Genomic DNA, 14,607 nt, shown 5'->3' on the forward strand with positions numbered 1-14,607 from the left:
AATGGCAAAAAAAAGTGCATTAGGAAGAGGTTTAAGTAGTATTTTGGCTGATATTGATGAGGTTTATGAAAAAGAATTAGGCTCTAATGAAGGCAGAATAGAAGAAATTGATATAGATTTAATTAGTCCAAACCCTTATCAGCCAAGAAAAAATTTTGATACCCAAGCTCTAGAAGAACTTGCAGGTTCTATCAAAGAATATGGTTTGATTCAGCCTGTTGTGGTTTTTAAAAAAGATGAATTTGATTATATTTTAATAGCAGGTGAGAGAAGATTTAGAGCATGTAAGCTTTTAGAAAAAGAACAAATTAAAGCTGTAGTTTTAAATGTAGATGATATAAAATTACGTGAGCTTGCTTTAATAGAAAATATTCAAAGAGAAAATTTAAACCCTATAGAATTAGCACATTCTTATAAAGAGTTATTAGAAATTCATGATATCACTCAAGAAAAATTAGCCGATCTTATTCACAAATCAAGACCTCAAATTGCTAATACTTTAAGACTTTTAAATTTAAACGAGCAAACGCAAAATTTCATTATAGAAGGTAAAATCTCACAAGGACATGCAAAAGTTTTAGTGGGACTTGAAAAAGAAGAAGAAAAAATGATAGTTGATACTATCATAGGGCAAAAACTCAATGTAAGAGATACCGAAAAGTTAATTAAAAATTTTAAAAACACAAACCAATTAGAAAAAAACGCAACTTCAAACAAACAATATCAATCTATAATAAATTTAAAAGAAAAAATTGAATCTTTAGGCTTAAAAGTAAATGCAAAAGATTTAAAAATTACTATAAATTTTGAAAATGAAGATGAGGTTAGGGAATTTCTAAAGATATTAAATTAAATATGTTTTTAGGTATGTTTTGCTATAATTTCGCGTTTTATTTAGATTTATTTAGGAGTATTAATGTTTAATGATGTACATTTTTCCATCATGATAGCCACCGGTGTCATTTTTTTGCTTATGATAGCGATTTTAAATTCTATGCTCTATAAACCTTTGATTAAATTTATGGATTCTAGGGATTTAACTATAAAAAATGATGAAGAAAAAATGAAAAAAAATTCTGATGATGTTTCAAATGTAGAAAGTGAATTAGAAAAAATTCATATCCAAACAAGAGATGAAATCAATCAAATCAAAGCAAAAGCAATAGAAGAAGCTAAAATAAAACAAGAAAAAGAATTATCAACAAGAAAAAGAGAATTAGAAGATCAAATGCTTGTTTTTCTTAAAAGTCTAAGAGAAAAAGAAAAAGAATTAAAAGAAGAAATGCGTTTAAAAATGCCAGAATTTAAACAAAGCTTTAAAAATAGCTTGAGTAAAATTTAAGGAAGATAAATGTTGAAAAAAATTACATTATTATCAATACTTCCTTTTTATGCTTTTGCAGCAGGTAATGGAAGTGGTGAGTATGATATTATTCCAAGAGCGGTTAATTTTGTTTTATTTGCTGCTATTTTGTATTATTTCATAGCAACACCTTTGAAAAATTTCTACAATGGTAGAATTGCAAAGATTGCATCTAGAATGAATGAAATTCAAGAAAAACTTATTGCAAGTAAAAATCATAAATTAGAAATGATGAAAAAATTAGATTTAGCCAAACAAGAAGCTGTTAATGCAGTTGCTCTTGCAAAAAAAGAGGCAGAAATTATTACTGAAAAAATCGAGAATGAAACAAAAATGGAAATTAAAGCTCTAGAAAAAACTTACGAAGAGCACAAAGAATATGAAATAAGAAAAATGGAAAAAGAAGTTGTGCAAGCAGTTTTAGAAGAAATTTTTGAAGATCAAAATTTACAGCTACAACAAAAAGAAATTTTAAATATCATGATGAAAAAGGTGTCTTGATGGAAAAAGTAATTGCTAAAACATATGCAAAGGCAATATTAGAAAGAAATGATTTTGAAAATTTTTATTCTAATTTGTTAGAGTTAAGCTCAGCTTTTGCATCTAATAAATTTATAGATATTTTAAATTCATACGAAATAAAACAAGACAAAAAACTAGAGTTAATACTTTCATTATTGAATAATCCAAGTGATGCTTTTAAAAATTTTATAAATTTGATTGTGGATAATAAAAGAGAAATGTTAATTCCAGAAATCACTAAAGAGTTAAGTGAACAAAAAGCATCAAAAGAAAATACATTTTTAGGACAAGTTTACTCAAAAGAAAAATTAAGCGAAGAAGAAATTAAAAATTTAGAGGAAAAACTTAGTCTTAAATTTAATGCAAAAATTAGATTAGATAGTAAAATAAGTGATAATGACAGTGTAAAAATTAGCTTAGACGGACTTGGGTATGAAATTTCATTTTCAATGCAAAGCTTAAAAGCTAAGATGAATGAATATATATTAAAAGCAATTTAAGGAGATTTGATGAAATTTAAAGCAGATGAAATTAGTTCTATTATAAAAGAAAGAATTGAAAAATTTGACTTTAATCTTGAAATAGAAGAAACCGGTAAAATTATTTCAGTTGCCGATGGTGTTGCTAAGGTATATGGCCTTAAAAATGCTATGGCTGGAGAGATGGTTGAATTTGAAAATGGCGAAAAAGGAATGGTTCTTAACCTTGAAGAATCAAGTGTTGGTATTGTTATCTTAGGTAAAGGACTTGGACTTAAAGAAGGAAGTTCTGTAAAAAGATTAAAAAAACTTTTAAAAGTTCCAGTTGGAGATGCATTAATAGGACGTGTTGTAAATGCTTTAGGAGAGCCAATTGATGCTAAAGGCGTAATTGAAGCGAGCGAATATCGTTTTGTAGAAGAAAAAGCAAAAGGTATTATGGCTAGAAAAAGCGTTCATGAACCATTACATACGGGTATTAAAGCTATTGATGCTTTAGTTCCAATTGGTAGAGGACAAAGAGAATTAATCATCGGTGATAGACAAACAGGTAAAACAACTGTAGCAATTGATACAATTATTAGTCAAAAAGGTAAAGATGTTATTTGTATTTATGTTGCAATTGGCCAAAAACAAAGTACTGTAGCTCAAGTAGTTAAAAAGCTTGAAGAATATGGCGCAATGGATTATACTATAGTGGTGAATGCGGGTGCATCAGATCCTGCTGCGTTACAGTATCTTGCGCCATATGCTGGGGTAACTATGGGTGAATATTTTAGAGATAATTCAAGACATGCATTGATCGTTTATGATGATTTAAGTAAACATGCTGTTGCATACCGTGAAATGTCTTTGATTTTACGTCGTCCTCCAGGTCGTGAGGCTTATCCTGGTGATGTGTTCTATCTACATTCAAGATTGCTTGAAAGAGCAAGTAAGTTAAGCGATGAGCTTGGCGCGGGAAGCTTGACTGCACTTCCTATTATTGAAACTCAAGCAGGGGATGTTTCAGCTTATATTCCAACCAATGTTATTTCAATTACAGATGGTCAAATTTTCTTAGAAACAGATTTATTTAACTCAGGTATTCGTCCTGCGATTAATGTTGGTTTATCTGTATCTCGTGTTGGTGGTGCTGCGCAAATTAAAGCAACAAAACAAGTTTCAGGTACATTAAGACTTGATTTAGCTCAGTATAGAGAATTGCAAGCTTTTGCACAATTTGCAAGTGATTTGGATGAAGCTAGTAGAAAACAACTTGAGCGTGGACAAAGAATGGTTGAAGTTTTAAAGCAACCTCCATATTCTCCACTTTCACCAGAAAATCAAGTTGTGATTATTTTTGCAGGCACTAAAGGTTATTTAGATGATGTTGCGGTTTCGAAAATTGGAGAATTTGAAGCAGCTTTATATCCATTTATTGAGGCTAAGTATCCAGAAATTTTTGAGCAAATTAGAACTAAAAAAGCTTTAGATAAAGATTTAGAAGAAAAACTAGCTAAAGCATTGAGTGAGTTTAAAGCAAACCATATATAAGGTTTTTAAATGTCTAATTTAAAAGAAATTAAAAGAAAAATAAAAAGTGTTCACAATACACAAAAGACAACCAATGCGATGAAGCTTGTCTCTACTGCTAAACTAAGAAAAGCAGAAGAGGCAGCTAAAAAATCAAAGGTTTTTGCTCAAAAAATCGATGAAGTTTTATCAGAAATTGCGTTCAAGATCAATCAATACGATGGGCTTGATGACAAACTTCCATTTTTTAGAAAAAAAGATAATATAGAAAAAATGGATATTATTTTTGTCACAGCCGATAAGGGTTTGTGTGGTGGATTTAATATTAAAACCATTAAAGCCGTAAATGAAATGCTTGAAGATTGCAAAACAAAAAAAATCAAGGTAAGATTAAGAGCTATTGGTAAAACAGGTATAGAATATTTTAATTTTCAAAATATAGAAATTTTGGAAAAATATTTAGATACAAGTTCAAGTCCAGATTATGATAAGGCTTGTGCTATTATCCAAAAAGCTGTTGATGATTTTGTAAATGGCGTGACAGATAAAATTGTAATCATTCACAATGGTTATAAAAATATGATTTCTCAAGAAATTCGTATTAATGAGTTGTTGCCAGTAGAAGCTATTGTTGGTAAAGAAGAACAAAAGTCTGAATCTTTAATGGACTTAGAACCAGAAGATGAAGAAATTTTAAACGATTTGTTAAAAACTTATTTTGAATATAACATGTACTTTTCTTTAGTTGATTCTTTGGCAGCTGAACATAGTGCTAGAATGCAAGCCATGGATAATGCAACCAATAATGCAAAAGCTAGAGTTAAGCAGCTTAATCTAGCTTATAATAAAGCAAGACAAGAATCTATTACCACCGAGTTGATAGAAATCATCAGCGGTGTTGAGTCAATGAAATAAATTTAGGAGTGATGATGCAAGGTTTTATTTCTCAAGTTTTAGGACCAGTGGTTGATGTTGAATTTAAAGACTATCTTCCACAAATTAATGAAGCTATTATTGTTAATTATGAATTAGAAGGAAAAGAATGCAAGCTAGTTCTTGAAGTAGCTGCGCATTTAGGCGATAATAAAGTAAGAACCATCGCTATGGATATGACGGATGGTCTTGTTAGAGGTTTAACAGCTGTCGCAACTGGAAATCCAATTAGCGTTCCAGTAGGCGAAAAAGTTCTTGGAAGAATTTTTAATGTAACGGGTGATTTGATTGATGAGGGTGAAGAAATCAATTTTGATAAACACTGGTCAATTCATAGAGATCCGCCTCCATTTGAAGAGCAAAGTACAAAAAGTGAAATCTTTGAAACAGGTATAAAGGTTGTTGATTTGCTAGCTCCTTATGCTAAGGGTGGTAAAGTTGGTCTTTTTGGTGGTGCAGGTGTTGGTAAAACCGTTATTATTATGGAATTAATTCACAACGTTGCATTTAAACACAGCGGATATTCGGTTTTTGCAGGTGTTGGCGAAAGAACTCGTGAGGGTAATGACCTTTATAATGAAATGAAAGAAAGTAACGTATTGGATAAAGTTGCATTGTGCTATGGTCAAATGAATGAACCACCAGGAGCAAGAAATCGTATTGCGTTAACAGGTCTTACTATGGCTGAGTATTTTAGAGATGAAATGGGACTTGATGTTTTAATGTTTATTGATAATATTTTTAGATTTTCTCAATCAGGTTCAGAAATGTCAGCGCTTTTAGGAAGAATTCCTTCAGCTGTTGGTTATCAACCAACCCTAGCTAGCGAAATGGGTAAGTTCCAAGAAAGAATTACTTCAACCAAAAAAGGATCTATTACTTCAGTTCAAGCAGTTTATGTACCAGCAGATGACTTAACAGACCCTGCGCCAGCAACAGTTTTTGCACACTTGGATGCAACAACAGTTTTAAATAGATCAATTGCTGAAAAAGGTATTTATCCAGCTGTTGATCCACTTGATTCTACTTCAAGAATGCTTGATCCGCAAATTATTGGTGAAGAGCACTATAAAGTAGCACGTGGAGTACAATCAGTATTACAAAAATATAAAGATTTGCAAGATATTATTGCTATTTTGGGTATGGATGAGTTAAGCGAAGAAGATAAATTGATTGTTGAAAGAGCAAGAAAAATTGAAAAATTCCTATCTCAACCATTCTTCGTTGCTGAAGTTTTCACAGGTAGCCCTGGAAAATATATCAGCTTAGAAGATACAATTGCAGGATTTAAAGGTATTTTAGAAGGTAAATATGATGATTTACCAGAAAATGCTTTTTATATGGTTGGTAATATAGATGAAGCTATAGCAAAAGCTGAAACACTTAAAGAAGTTAGCAGAAAAGACGTTTGTTTAGATAATTGTAAAGTGGATAAGGCTAAAAAAGGTTAATTTATGCAAGATTTAATATCTTTAGAAATCATTACACCTCTTGGTATGATTTATCAAGGGGATGCAAGATTGGTAGTTCTTCCTGGAAGCGAGGGTGAATTTGGTGTTTTAAAAGGACATGCATCTTTAATCTCTTCTTTAAAAGCAGGAATTATAGATATAGAAAAATCAGATTCAACTCATGAATTAGTTGCTATTGATTCAGGTCATGCAAAAGTTTCTGAAACTAAAGTGAGTGTTTTAGCAAAAGGCGCTGTATGGGTTGGAGGAAATAGTGATAGTGAAATAGCAAAAAGATTAGAAGAAGCAAAAGATTTAATTAAATCTATGAGCAGTGATAGTATTGCACTTGCTTCTACTTTTGCTAAAATGGATAATAATGTAAGGCAAAAATAGTGGATTTTCAAGCAATTTTTCATTTTTTTGAAAATACAAGCTTAATCACTTATATAGTATTAGCTTGGCTTTCGGTGTATTTTATACTTAGTTTTAGTATATTATTTTCAAGGTTGATGCTTATTAATAAATGGACTCAAAATGAAAGCCAGGCTTTAGAAGCTTTAATGAGAGGCGAAAAAGATTTAAGTCAAAGTGCATCAATTTTAAAAAAATGTGTTGAAGTTGATGAAACAAAGATGAATATTTATAAAAATTCTGTAGAAAAAAAAGCCACAATAGGATTAACTTGGCTTAGCATTATCGCTTCAACCTCTCCTTTTATAGGTCTTTTTGGTACGGTTATTTCTATACTTGAAACTTTTGGTGGCTTAGAGATGCAAAATTCTTTAAGCATTATAGCTCCTAAAATCAGTGAAGCTTTAGTGGCTACAGGTTGTGGAATTTTAGTAGCGATTCCTGCATACAGTTTTCATTTGATTATTAAACGTAAAGCCTATGAATTGATTAATATCTTAGATAGTGAAATCAAGGTGCTGGTAAGTTCTATAAAGGCTTAATTTATGTTTTTAGAAGAAAAACCTGAACTCAATATTACACCTTTGGTAGATATTATGCTTGTGTTGCTTGCTATTTTAATGGTAACAGCACCAAGCATCACATATGAAGAAAAAGTTCAACTTCCTCAAGGTTCGCAAAAAACTTCAAGTGCGCCAAATATTAAAAGTTTGATTATAACAATTAATGCAAAAAAAGAAATTTTTATAGGAAAAGATAAATTTGATTTTATAAGTTTTGCGGATAATATGAATGCTTTAAAAGTTCAGTATAATACTCAAGAGACAGTTTTTATCAGAGCGGATAAGAATCTAAAATATGATGATGTAATGAGTGTTTTAAGAACAATGAAACATTTAGGTTTCCAAAAAGTTGCTTTGCAAACTGAGTAAAAAATGGAAGAAAATTCTACACATAATCTTAAAGCTTTTATTTATGCAACTTTAGTTTATTTTTTTGTTGTTTTTTTGGTATTTTTTAAGTTGGTTGAGTATAAACCAAAAGCCATTGAATATACTGATGATCCTAATGGTTTTATCAATATAGAACTTGGAGATAGCATAAATCAAAATCAAGTAAATATGATACAAGAATTACAAAAAGAAAATCTACAAAGTTTATTTGAAGAAAATCTTTTACAAAAATACACTACCAATAAAAGCGTTAACACCCAAAATATAGAACAACAAGCAAGTGTTTTTAATGAGTTGTTTGGTAAAATAGAAGACTATCAAGAAGAAAAAACGACTAAAGTGCAATCTTCTATGCCTTCAAAAAAACCTACTTTTGCCCAAAGAGAAAAAATCAATGATTTTTCTAAGCAACTCAATGAAAATTTAAAAATAAATCAAGAATTAGGTCAATCTGTCATGGAGCAAAAAGTAGGGGTTTATGATCAATTCTTAGGCGCTGTTAGAAAATATCTTGAAGATAGATGGAGAATTTATAATCCTAGTGGTAATTTAAGTATAGAAGTAGAATTTGTAATTGATAATAATGGTTATTTTTACCTGTTAAACACTACTAGTGCACATAGTGATAATTTTGATAAAAAAGCAAAAGAATTTTTACAAAATTTAGAAGGAAAATACATAACTTTACCTCCAAATGGTAAAATAAGAAAAATTAAAATGCAACTTAGTGATATAATTGAGTTTAAAACGGAGAAACAATGAAAAAAATACTAGTATTTTTATTTTTTTGTTCAGTATTATTTGGACAAGATGCAACAATATCTGTTGTTAATAAAGGTATGCAATTGCCAAAAATTTATATTAAAGATCAGTCTAAATTGAATGATTTAGATCTTAAAAAAAGTTTTTATAACATGCTTGTTAATGATATAAAAGTAAGTTCAAATTTTGAGATAACTCAAGATGAAAAACAAGGTGATTATATTTTTTCTTATATATTAAATAAAAACGGTAAACTTTTAGATATTGATGTTGAAATTTTAGCTGCAAATGAAACTAAAACAAGATTTTACGAACAAATTCTTTCCATCGAAGAGTATCCATTTTTAGCACATAGAAGTGTTGCCCAAATGAATAAAAAGTTAGGTTTTGCTCCGGTTGATTGGATGGATCATAAAATTTTAATAGCTAGAACACAAGGTAGTAAGCAAAGTGATATTTTATTAGCAGATTATACTTTAACTTACCAAAAAGTATTGATTTCAAAAGGTTTAAATTTGTTTCCTAAATGGGCAAATAAAGAACAAAATGCATTTTATTTTACTGCCTATGAAGATGAGATTCCAACTCTTTATAAATATAATATGAAAAATAAAAATATAACAAAAATTATTGCTAGCAAAGGTATGATGGTTGCTTCTGATGTGAGTGATGATGGTAAAAAAATTTTACTTACCATGGCTCCAAAAGACCAACCTGATGTATACTTGTATGATGTAGATTCAAAAAATCTGACACAAATTACAAACTATATGGGTATTGATGTAAATGGCAATTTTGTTGATGGTGATAAAAAAATTGTATTTGTGTCTGATCGCTTAGGCTATCCAAATATTTTTATGCAAAATTTAGATTCAAATTTAACAGAACAAGTTGTTTTTCATGGTAAAAATAATTCTTCGGTTTCTACCTATAAACACTACATGGTTTATTCTAGCAGAGAAGTAAATCAAAGCGGAGTTTTTAATCTTTACTTGATGTCAACTCAAAGTGATTACATAAGACAACTCACCGCAAATGGTAAAAATCTTTTTCCAAGATTTTCAAGTGATGGAGAAAGTGTTGTGTTTATTAAGTACTTAGGCTCTCAAAGTGCTTTAGGTGTTATTCGAATTAATGCAAATAAAGCTTTTCATTATGGCTTAAAAGTGGGTAAAATTCAATCAATTGATTGGTAAAATACTAAAATCATATTTTTTTTGTTATAATTAAATTATGATTTTTAAATAAACAAAAGGGGAAATCAATGAAAAAAATCATTTTTGCTTCAATTACTGCATTTGCTGTTATTGTAAGTGGTTGTGCTACTAAAAACACTAGCGTTAGTAGTTCAAGTAGTGTAGATGGCTCAAAAGGTAGCGGTGGATCTGATAGATTTGAAAATCTTGAATCTTTAAATTCTGTAGCAAATGTATATTTTGATTTTGATAAATTTAATGTTAGATCAGATATGCAAAAGGTTATTGCAAATAATGCTGAAATCTTTAATAAAGAAGCTGCTAATGCTGCAATAGTAGTTGAAGGAAACTGCGATGAGTGGGGAACTGATGAGTATAATCAAGCTTTAGGTTTAAAAAGAGCTAAAGCGGTAAAAGAATCTTTAGTAGCTCAAGGTGTTAGCGCGGATAGAATTAGCGTTAAAAGCTATGGAGAAACTAATCCTGTATGTACTGAAAGAACAAAAACTTGCGATGCTCAAAATCGCCGTGCAGAATTTAAATTATCAAAATAAGTTTTAAATAAATGAAATTAAAATTATTATCAGTAGCTCTTTTAGGAGCTACTTTTTTACACGCTGAAATTTCAGCTTTTGATGCAGGAAAAGTAGATACAAAAACACCTTATGGTTTAACTCAAAATGAAAAATTACAATATGAAAATCAAGAACGCCTAAGGGCATTGAATGAATATTATACAAATTTAACAAGTAAAATAAATACAGCAGTAGAGAATATAGAAGGATTGCAAAGTGTAACAGAGGGTTTGAATGCTCAATATTCAAAAGCTAACACAAAATTGCTTTCATTAGAAGAAACTTATCAAAATTTTGACGCAAACATAACTCAAGAAATTCAAAATTTAAGAGCTTATGTGGAGGAAAATAGGCAAATTCAAGAAAAAAATCATCAAGAAATTCAAAAAGTTTTAAGTGAAATTACAACTTTGATTAATAAAATCAATGATGATTATATTTCAAAAGAAGATATGAATAAAACCATAACCTTTTTTCAGTCTGAAATAGCTAGAGTGCAAAATCAAACAAAAATTACTCCAGTTGTTCCTGTTGTAAGTGATGATAATAAAACCGAAGAAATCATTCAAGATGTAAATGAAACTCAAGATGAAGTGATTGAAGCAAAAGATGATAGTTGGAAAAAATTGCAATCTAGTGAAATTTTGAAAAAAGCGATAGAAGAAACTAATAAAAATCAATTTGAGGATGCAAAAGAAAAATTTGAACATCTAATAAGTATTCACTACAAACCTGCTAGATCTACTTTTTGGCTTGGAGAGATAAGATATAAACAGCAAGATTACGCAGGTGCTTTGGGATTTTATAAGAAAAGTTCTGCTATAAGCACTAAAGGCGATTATGTACCAAAATTACTTTATCATACAGCTATTAGCTTAGATAAGGTTGGGGATCCAAAAAGTGCAAATAAATTTTATAAAGCTTTAAAGACGGCTTATCCTGATAGTCCTGAAGCAAAAGTTTCACCAGATAGAAAATAACAAAGGAGATAAAATGGCTATAGAAAAAAATAGTGTAGTTTCAATGTTTTATGAATTAAAAGATGCAAATACTAATGAAGTTTTAGAATCAAATATTTATGCTGAACCTATTTCTTTTATTTTAGGTAAGGGTCAAATTTTAGAAGGATTAGAAGAAGAAATTCAAAAGCTTAATGCTCCTTGTAATGCTGATATTGTGATAAAAAAAGAAAATGCTTTGGGCGAATATGATGCCAATGCATTACAAACTTTACCAAAAGAGCAGTTTGCAGGGATTGATTTGCAAGTTGGTATGGAGCTTTTTGGCGAAGGTGAAGATGGTAATACGGTAAGAGTAATTGTTAGAGAAATTACCGAAAATGAAGTTACTATTGATTACAATCATGCTTATGCAGGAAAAGACCTGTTGTTTTCAATCAATATTGTAGATGTTAGAGCTGCAAGCGAAGATGAAATTTTAACAGGAATTATTGTAGGTAGTAGAAGTTGTGGATGTGGTGGTGGAGGACATCATCATGATCATCATCACGGACATGGCGGCGGTGGATGTTGTGGTGGCCACGGACATGGCGGTGGCGGTTGCTGCGGTGGCCATTAATGAATAGCGCATTTATTTTCCCAGGTCAAGGTTCTCAAAGTGTTGGCATGGGTTTGAGTTTTTATGATAATTCTAAAAAAGCAAAAGAATTATTAGATAATGCTAGTGATTTTTGTAAAATTGATTTTAAAAATTTGCTTTTTAAGGAAAATGAAAATTTAAATAAAAGCGAATTTACACAAATGGCCATAGTATTAAACTCACTAATGGCTTATGAAGCTTTAAAAGAGCAAGTTGATATAGAAGCTAAGTACAGCCTAGGTCATTCGCTAGGAGAATTTAGTGCTTTAGCAACCCAAAATGCATTTAGCTTTTTGGATGTTATAGCACTTGTTAATAAACGCGGTAAGTTTATGCAAGAAGATTGCTCTAAAATAGAAGCTGGTATGATGGTGATTTTAGGGCTTGAAGATAAAGTGGTAGAAGAACTTTGTCAAAAAGCATTGAGTGAGAAAAAAAACATTTTTGCGGCTAATTATAATTGTGATGGACAAATTGTAGTAGCAGGTTTAAAGCCTGATTTAGCTTCTTATGAGAGTGAGTTTAAAAATGCAGGAGCTAAAAGAGCTATGCTTTTGAACATGAGTGTTGCAAGCCATTGTCCATTATTAAAAAATGCGTCTTTGAAACTTACAAAAGAATTAGAACCTATTTTAAAAGAGAGCTTTAAAAGCGTAGTGTCAAATGTTAATGCAAAAGTGTATAATGATAAAAATCAAGCTCTAATGCTTTTAAGCGAGCAACTCATCAGGCCTGTTCTTTATAAACAAAGTATTAAAGTAATAGATGAAGAAGTAGATTTTTATATAGAATTTGGTGCAAGTGTGTTAAAGGGATTAAATAAAAAAATCACTCAAAAAGAAACTTATACTTTAAGTAAAATAGAAGACATTGATGAAATTTTAAAGGTAATTAAATGAAAATAGCTATTTTAGGAGCTATGCCTGAAGAGGTTACTCCTTTACTAGAAACATTAAAAGAGTATCAAACAATAGAATATGCAAATAATACTTATTATCTTGCAAAATATAAAAATCATGAATTAATTATTGCTTATTCTAAGATAGGGAAAGTAAATTCCACTCTTAGTGCGACTATTATGATAGAAAAATTTAAAGCTGAGCTTTTACTCTTTACAGGTGTGGCTGGTGCTTTTAATCCTAGTTTAGAAATAGGGGATTTAATTTATGCTACAAAATTAGCTCAATATGATTTAGATATCACAGCTTTTGGACATCCGCTTGGCTATGTTCCTGGTAATGAAATTTTTATAAAAACAGATGATAAGCTAAATAATCTTGCCATAGAAGTTGCTAAAGAACTTGGTGTTAAATTACAATCAGGCGTTATCGCTACGGGTGATGAGTTTATTTGTGATGAGAATAAAAAAGCAAAAATTAGAGAAATTTTTAATGCAGATGCTTGTGAAATGGAAGGAGCTAGTGTGGCTTTGGTGTGTGATGCTTTAAAAATTCCATGTTTGATTTTAAGATCTATGAGTGATAAAGCAGGTGAGAAAGCTGAATTTGACTTTGATGAGTTTGTAGAAAAATCAGCCAAAAATTCAGCTAATTTTGTTCTAAAAATTTGTGAGAAATTATGATAAATCTTAGTAAAAAACTAATCAGAGAAGTAGCTAAAGCTAATGCTAAATTTTCTTTAATAGGAGACAATGATAAAGTTTTATTAGGGCTTAGCGGTGGGAAAGATTCGCTTGCCTTAGCACATCTTTTAAAGCGTATGCAAGCACATGCGCCTTTTAAATTTGAACTTAAAGCAGTAACTTTAAGCTATGGCATGGGTGAAGATTATACCAAACTCCATAATCACTGCAAAGAACATGGTATTGATCATGAAGTGATTGATTCTAATATTTATGAAATTTCAGGTGATACGATTAGAAAAAATTCAAGTTTTTGTAGCTATTTTTCAAGAATGAGGCGTGGTGCTTTATATACTTATGCTTTGGAAAATGGTTTTAATAAATTAGCTATAGCTCACCATTTAGATGATGCGGTAGAGAGTTTTTTTATGAATTTTATTTATAATGGTTCTCTTAGGAGTCTAGTTCCCAAGTATAAAAGCAAAAGAGGTGTAGAGGTTATTCGTCCTTTGATTTTTGTAAGAGAAAGACAATTAAGAGAAAATGCTATTAATAATGAATTAGAAGTAATTGGTAATGAATTTTGTCCTGGCATGAAATTAAGTGAAAAAAATGTAAAATTTCCTCATGCAAGAGAAGAAGCTAAGCAGCTTTTAGCAAATTTAGAAAAAGAAAATCCAAAATTATTTACAAGTTTAAAAACTGCATTTGAAAATATCCACACAGATAGCTTTTTTATGGTCAAGGATAATGGCTAATCTTTTAGTTGTTGTTGATTATCAAAATGATTTTATCGATGGTAGCTTGGGTTTTGAAGAAGCTACCAAGATAAAAGATAATATTCTTGCTCTTTTAAAAAATCATCAAGGTGATATTGTTTTTACTTTTGATACGCATGATGAAAATTATTTAAAAACTCAAGAAGGAAAAAATTTACCTACTTATCATTGCATTAGAGATACTTTAGGTTGGCAAATGCCAGGTGATTTTGATGTGTATTTAAAAAATGCAAAAAAAATATTTTATAAGAATGCTTTTGGTAGCTTAGAATTAGCCAATTTTTTAAAACAAAATTATTATGAAAGTATAGAATTTTGTGGTCTTGTTTCACATATTTGTGTATTTAGTAATATTATTTTAGCTCAAAGCGCTAGCATTAACTCAAAAATTATATTACATAAAAATGCAACAGCGAGTTTTAGTAAGTCTTTGGAAAATAGTGCATATGAAATTTTGCAAGCTTATGGCATAGAACTTTTATAA

Annotated in this window: 19 protein-coding genes; all 19 read left to right on the plus strand. The window is 30.1% G+C overall.

Going from position 1 to position 14,607, the window contains the following annotated elements; translation table 11 throughout:
- Window position 1 precedes the first annotated feature (1 nt).
- The 19 genes from L8X36_RS03570 to L8X36_RS03660 all read left to right on the plus strand — a co-directional run bounded on the left by L8X36_RS03570 (window position 2) and on the right by L8X36_RS03660 (window position 14,607).
- Entirely contained in the window at window positions 2–853 is an 852-nt protein-coding gene (locus L8X36_RS03570; protein WP_263682549.1) for a ParB/RepB/Spo0J family partition protein, read from the plus strand.
- A gap of 63 nt (window positions 854–916) precedes the next feature.
- Window positions 917–1,342, plus strand: a complete 426-nt coding sequence (locus L8X36_RS03575) for a FoF1 ATP synthase subunit B' (protein WP_039627807.1) — start codon at window positions 917–919, stop codon at window positions 1,340–1,342.
- A 9-nt stretch (window positions 1,343–1,351) separates the two neighbouring features.
- Complete coding sequence (locus L8X36_RS03580) at window positions 1,352–1,864, plus strand: F0F1 ATP synthase subunit B (protein ID WP_263663540.1); 513 nt, start codon at window positions 1,352–1,354, stop codon at window positions 1,862–1,864.
- On the plus strand, window positions 1,864–2,385 hold the full coding sequence (locus L8X36_RS03585) for a F0F1 ATP synthase subunit delta (protein ID WP_263682551.1): 522 nt from the start codon (window positions 1,864–1,866) through the stop codon (window positions 2,383–2,385). The genes L8X36_RS03580 and L8X36_RS03585 overlap by 1 nt, the downstream gene beginning before the upstream one ends.
- A gap of 9 nt (window positions 2,386–2,394) precedes the next feature.
- Entirely contained in the window at window positions 2,395–3,900 is a 1,506-nt protein-coding gene (gene atpA / locus L8X36_RS03590) for a F0F1 ATP synthase subunit alpha (RefSeq protein ID WP_012660940.1), read from the plus strand.
- 9 nt (window positions 3,901–3,909) lie between these two features.
- A complete protein-coding gene (gene atpG, locus L8X36_RS03595; RefSeq protein ID WP_263663543.1) occupies window positions 3,910–4,794 on the plus strand; it encodes an ATP synthase F1 subunit gamma in 885 nt (294 codons plus the stop codon).
- Between the two features lie 14 nt (window positions 4,795–4,808).
- Entirely contained in the window at window positions 4,809–6,263 is a 1,455-nt protein-coding gene (atpD, locus tag L8X36_RS03600; RefSeq protein ID WP_039667925.1) for a F0F1 ATP synthase subunit beta, read from the plus strand.
- Between the two features lie 3 nt (window positions 6,264–6,266).
- Window positions 6,267–6,659, plus strand: coding sequence for an ATP synthase F1 subunit epsilon (gene atpC, locus L8X36_RS03605; RefSeq protein ID WP_012660943.1), 393 nt, complete (start codon window positions 6,267–6,269; stop codon window positions 6,657–6,659).
- On the plus strand, window positions 6,659–7,219 hold the full coding sequence (locus L8X36_RS03610; protein ID WP_263682553.1) for a MotA/TolQ/ExbB proton channel family protein: 561 nt from the start codon (window positions 6,659–6,661) through the stop codon (window positions 7,217–7,219). The genes atpC and L8X36_RS03610 overlap by 1 nt, the downstream gene beginning before the upstream one ends.
- 3 nt (window positions 7,220–7,222) lie before the next feature.
- Entirely contained in the window at window positions 7,223–7,609 is a 387-nt protein-coding gene (locus L8X36_RS03615) for an ExbD/TolR family protein (RefSeq protein WP_012660945.1), read from the plus strand.
- A 3-nt stretch (window positions 7,610–7,612) separates the two neighbouring features.
- Entirely contained in the window at window positions 7,613–8,392 is a 780-nt protein-coding gene (locus tag L8X36_RS03620) for a TonB C-terminal domain-containing protein (RefSeq protein ID WP_263682555.1), read from the plus strand.
- The gene (tolB, locus tag L8X36_RS03625; RefSeq protein WP_173787091.1) at window positions 8,389–9,588 is read left to right on the plus strand and encodes a Tol-Pal system protein TolB; all 1,200 of its coding nucleotides are present in this window, start codon (window positions 8,389–8,391) and stop codon (window positions 9,586–9,588) included. The genes L8X36_RS03620 and tolB overlap by 4 nt, the downstream gene beginning before the upstream one ends.
- A 68-nt stretch (window positions 9,589–9,656) precedes the next feature.
- Window positions 9,657–10,142, plus strand: a complete 486-nt coding sequence (pal, locus tag L8X36_RS03630) for a peptidoglycan-associated lipoprotein Pal (RefSeq protein ID WP_263678394.1) — start codon at window positions 9,657–9,659, stop codon at window positions 10,140–10,142.
- Between the two features lie 11 nt (window positions 10,143–10,153).
- A complete protein-coding gene (locus L8X36_RS03635) occupies window positions 10,154–11,143 on the plus strand; it encodes a tetratricopeptide repeat protein (protein WP_263663550.1) in 990 nt (329 codons plus the stop codon).
- A gap of 13 nt (window positions 11,144–11,156) precedes the next feature.
- Window positions 11,157–11,741: an FKBP-type peptidyl-prolyl cis-trans isomerase gene (locus L8X36_RS03640; RefSeq protein ID WP_263663551.1), complete on the plus strand. Its 585-nt coding sequence runs from the start codon at window positions 11,157–11,159 to the stop codon at window positions 11,739–11,741.
- Window positions 11,741–12,661, plus strand: a complete 921-nt coding sequence (fabD, locus tag L8X36_RS03645) for an ACP S-malonyltransferase (protein WP_263682557.1) — start codon at window positions 11,741–11,743, stop codon at window positions 12,659–12,661. The genes L8X36_RS03640 and fabD overlap by 1 nt, the downstream gene beginning before the upstream one ends.
- Window positions 12,658–13,344, plus strand: a complete 687-nt coding sequence (locus tag L8X36_RS03650) for a 5'-methylthioadenosine/adenosylhomocysteine nucleosidase (protein WP_263682559.1) — start codon at window positions 12,658–12,660, stop codon at window positions 13,342–13,344. Before fabD ends, L8X36_RS03650 begins: the two co-directional genes overlap by 4 nt.
- Window positions 13,341–14,102: an ATP-binding protein gene (locus L8X36_RS03655; RefSeq protein WP_263682561.1), complete on the plus strand. Its 762-nt coding sequence runs from the start codon at window positions 13,341–13,343 to the stop codon at window positions 14,100–14,102. Before L8X36_RS03650 ends, L8X36_RS03655 begins: the two co-directional genes overlap by 4 nt.
- A complete protein-coding gene (locus tag L8X36_RS03660; protein ID WP_263678400.1) occupies window positions 14,095–14,607 on the plus strand; it encodes a cysteine hydrolase family protein in 513 nt (170 codons plus the stop codon). The genes L8X36_RS03655 and L8X36_RS03660 overlap by 8 nt, the downstream gene beginning before the upstream one ends.

The sequence above is a fragment of the Campylobacter sp. CNRCH_2014_0184h genome (assembly GCF_025772985.1).
Taxonomy (GTDB): domain Bacteria; phylum Campylobacterota; class Campylobacteria; order Campylobacterales; family Campylobacteraceae; genus Campylobacter_D.

What these genes read in the sequence shown, in the direction of transcription:
- L8X36_RS03580 (WP_263663540.1), top strand. Translation starts at nt 1,352, where the DNA reads ATGTTGAAAAAAATTACATTATTATCAATACTTCCTTTTTATGCTTTT.
- L8X36_RS03655 (WP_263682561.1), top strand. Translation starts at nt 13,341, where the DNA reads ATGATAAATCTTAGTAAAAAACTAATCAGAGAAGTAGCTAAAGCTAAT.
- L8X36_RS03585 (WP_263682551.1), top strand. Translation starts at nt 1,864, where the DNA reads ATGGAAAAAGTAATTGCTAAAACATATGCAAAGGCAATATTAGAAAGA.
- atpC (WP_012660943.1), top strand. Translation starts at nt 6,267, where the DNA reads ATGCAAGATTTAATATCTTTAGAAATCATTACACCTCTTGGTATGATT.
- atpA (WP_012660940.1), top strand. Translation starts at nt 2,395, where the DNA reads ATGAAATTTAAAGCAGATGAAATTAGTTCTATTATAAAAGAAAGAATT.
- L8X36_RS03620 (WP_263682555.1), top strand. Translation starts at nt 7,613, where the DNA reads ATGGAAGAAAATTCTACACATAATCTTAAAGCTTTTATTTATGCAACT.
- L8X36_RS03570 (WP_263682549.1), top strand. Translation starts at nt 2, where the DNA reads ATGGCAAAAAAAAGTGCATTAGGAAGAGGTTTAAGTAGTATTTTGGCT.
- L8X36_RS03615 (WP_012660945.1), top strand. Translation starts at nt 7,223, where the DNA reads ATGTTTTTAGAAGAAAAACCTGAACTCAATATTACACCTTTGGTAGAT.
- atpG (WP_263663543.1), top strand. Translation starts at nt 3,910, where the DNA reads ATGTCTAATTTAAAAGAAATTAAAAGAAAAATAAAAAGTGTTCACAAT.
- L8X36_RS03660 (WP_263678400.1), top strand. Translation starts at nt 14,095, where the DNA reads ATGGCTAATCTTTTAGTTGTTGTTGATTATCAAAATGATTTTATCGAT.
- atpD (WP_039667925.1), top strand. Translation starts at nt 4,809, where the DNA reads ATGCAAGGTTTTATTTCTCAAGTTTTAGGACCAGTGGTTGATGTTGAA.
- L8X36_RS03575 (WP_039627807.1), top strand. Translation starts at nt 917, where the DNA reads ATGTTTAATGATGTACATTTTTCCATCATGATAGCCACCGGTGTCATT.
- fabD (WP_263682557.1), top strand. Translation starts at nt 11,741, where the DNA reads ATGAATAGCGCATTTATTTTCCCAGGTCAAGGTTCTCAAAGTGTTGGC.
- pal (WP_263678394.1), top strand. Translation starts at nt 9,657, where the DNA reads ATGAAAAAAATCATTTTTGCTTCAATTACTGCATTTGCTGTTATTGTA.
- L8X36_RS03640 (WP_263663551.1), top strand. Translation starts at nt 11,157, where the DNA reads ATGGCTATAGAAAAAAATAGTGTAGTTTCAATGTTTTATGAATTAAAA.
- L8X36_RS03650 (WP_263682559.1), top strand. Translation starts at nt 12,658, where the DNA reads ATGAAAATAGCTATTTTAGGAGCTATGCCTGAAGAGGTTACTCCTTTA.
- L8X36_RS03635 (WP_263663550.1), top strand. Translation starts at nt 10,154, where the DNA reads ATGAAATTAAAATTATTATCAGTAGCTCTTTTAGGAGCTACTTTTTTA.
- tolB (WP_173787091.1), top strand. Translation starts at nt 8,389, where the DNA reads ATGAAAAAAATACTAGTATTTTTATTTTTTTGTTCAGTATTATTTGGA.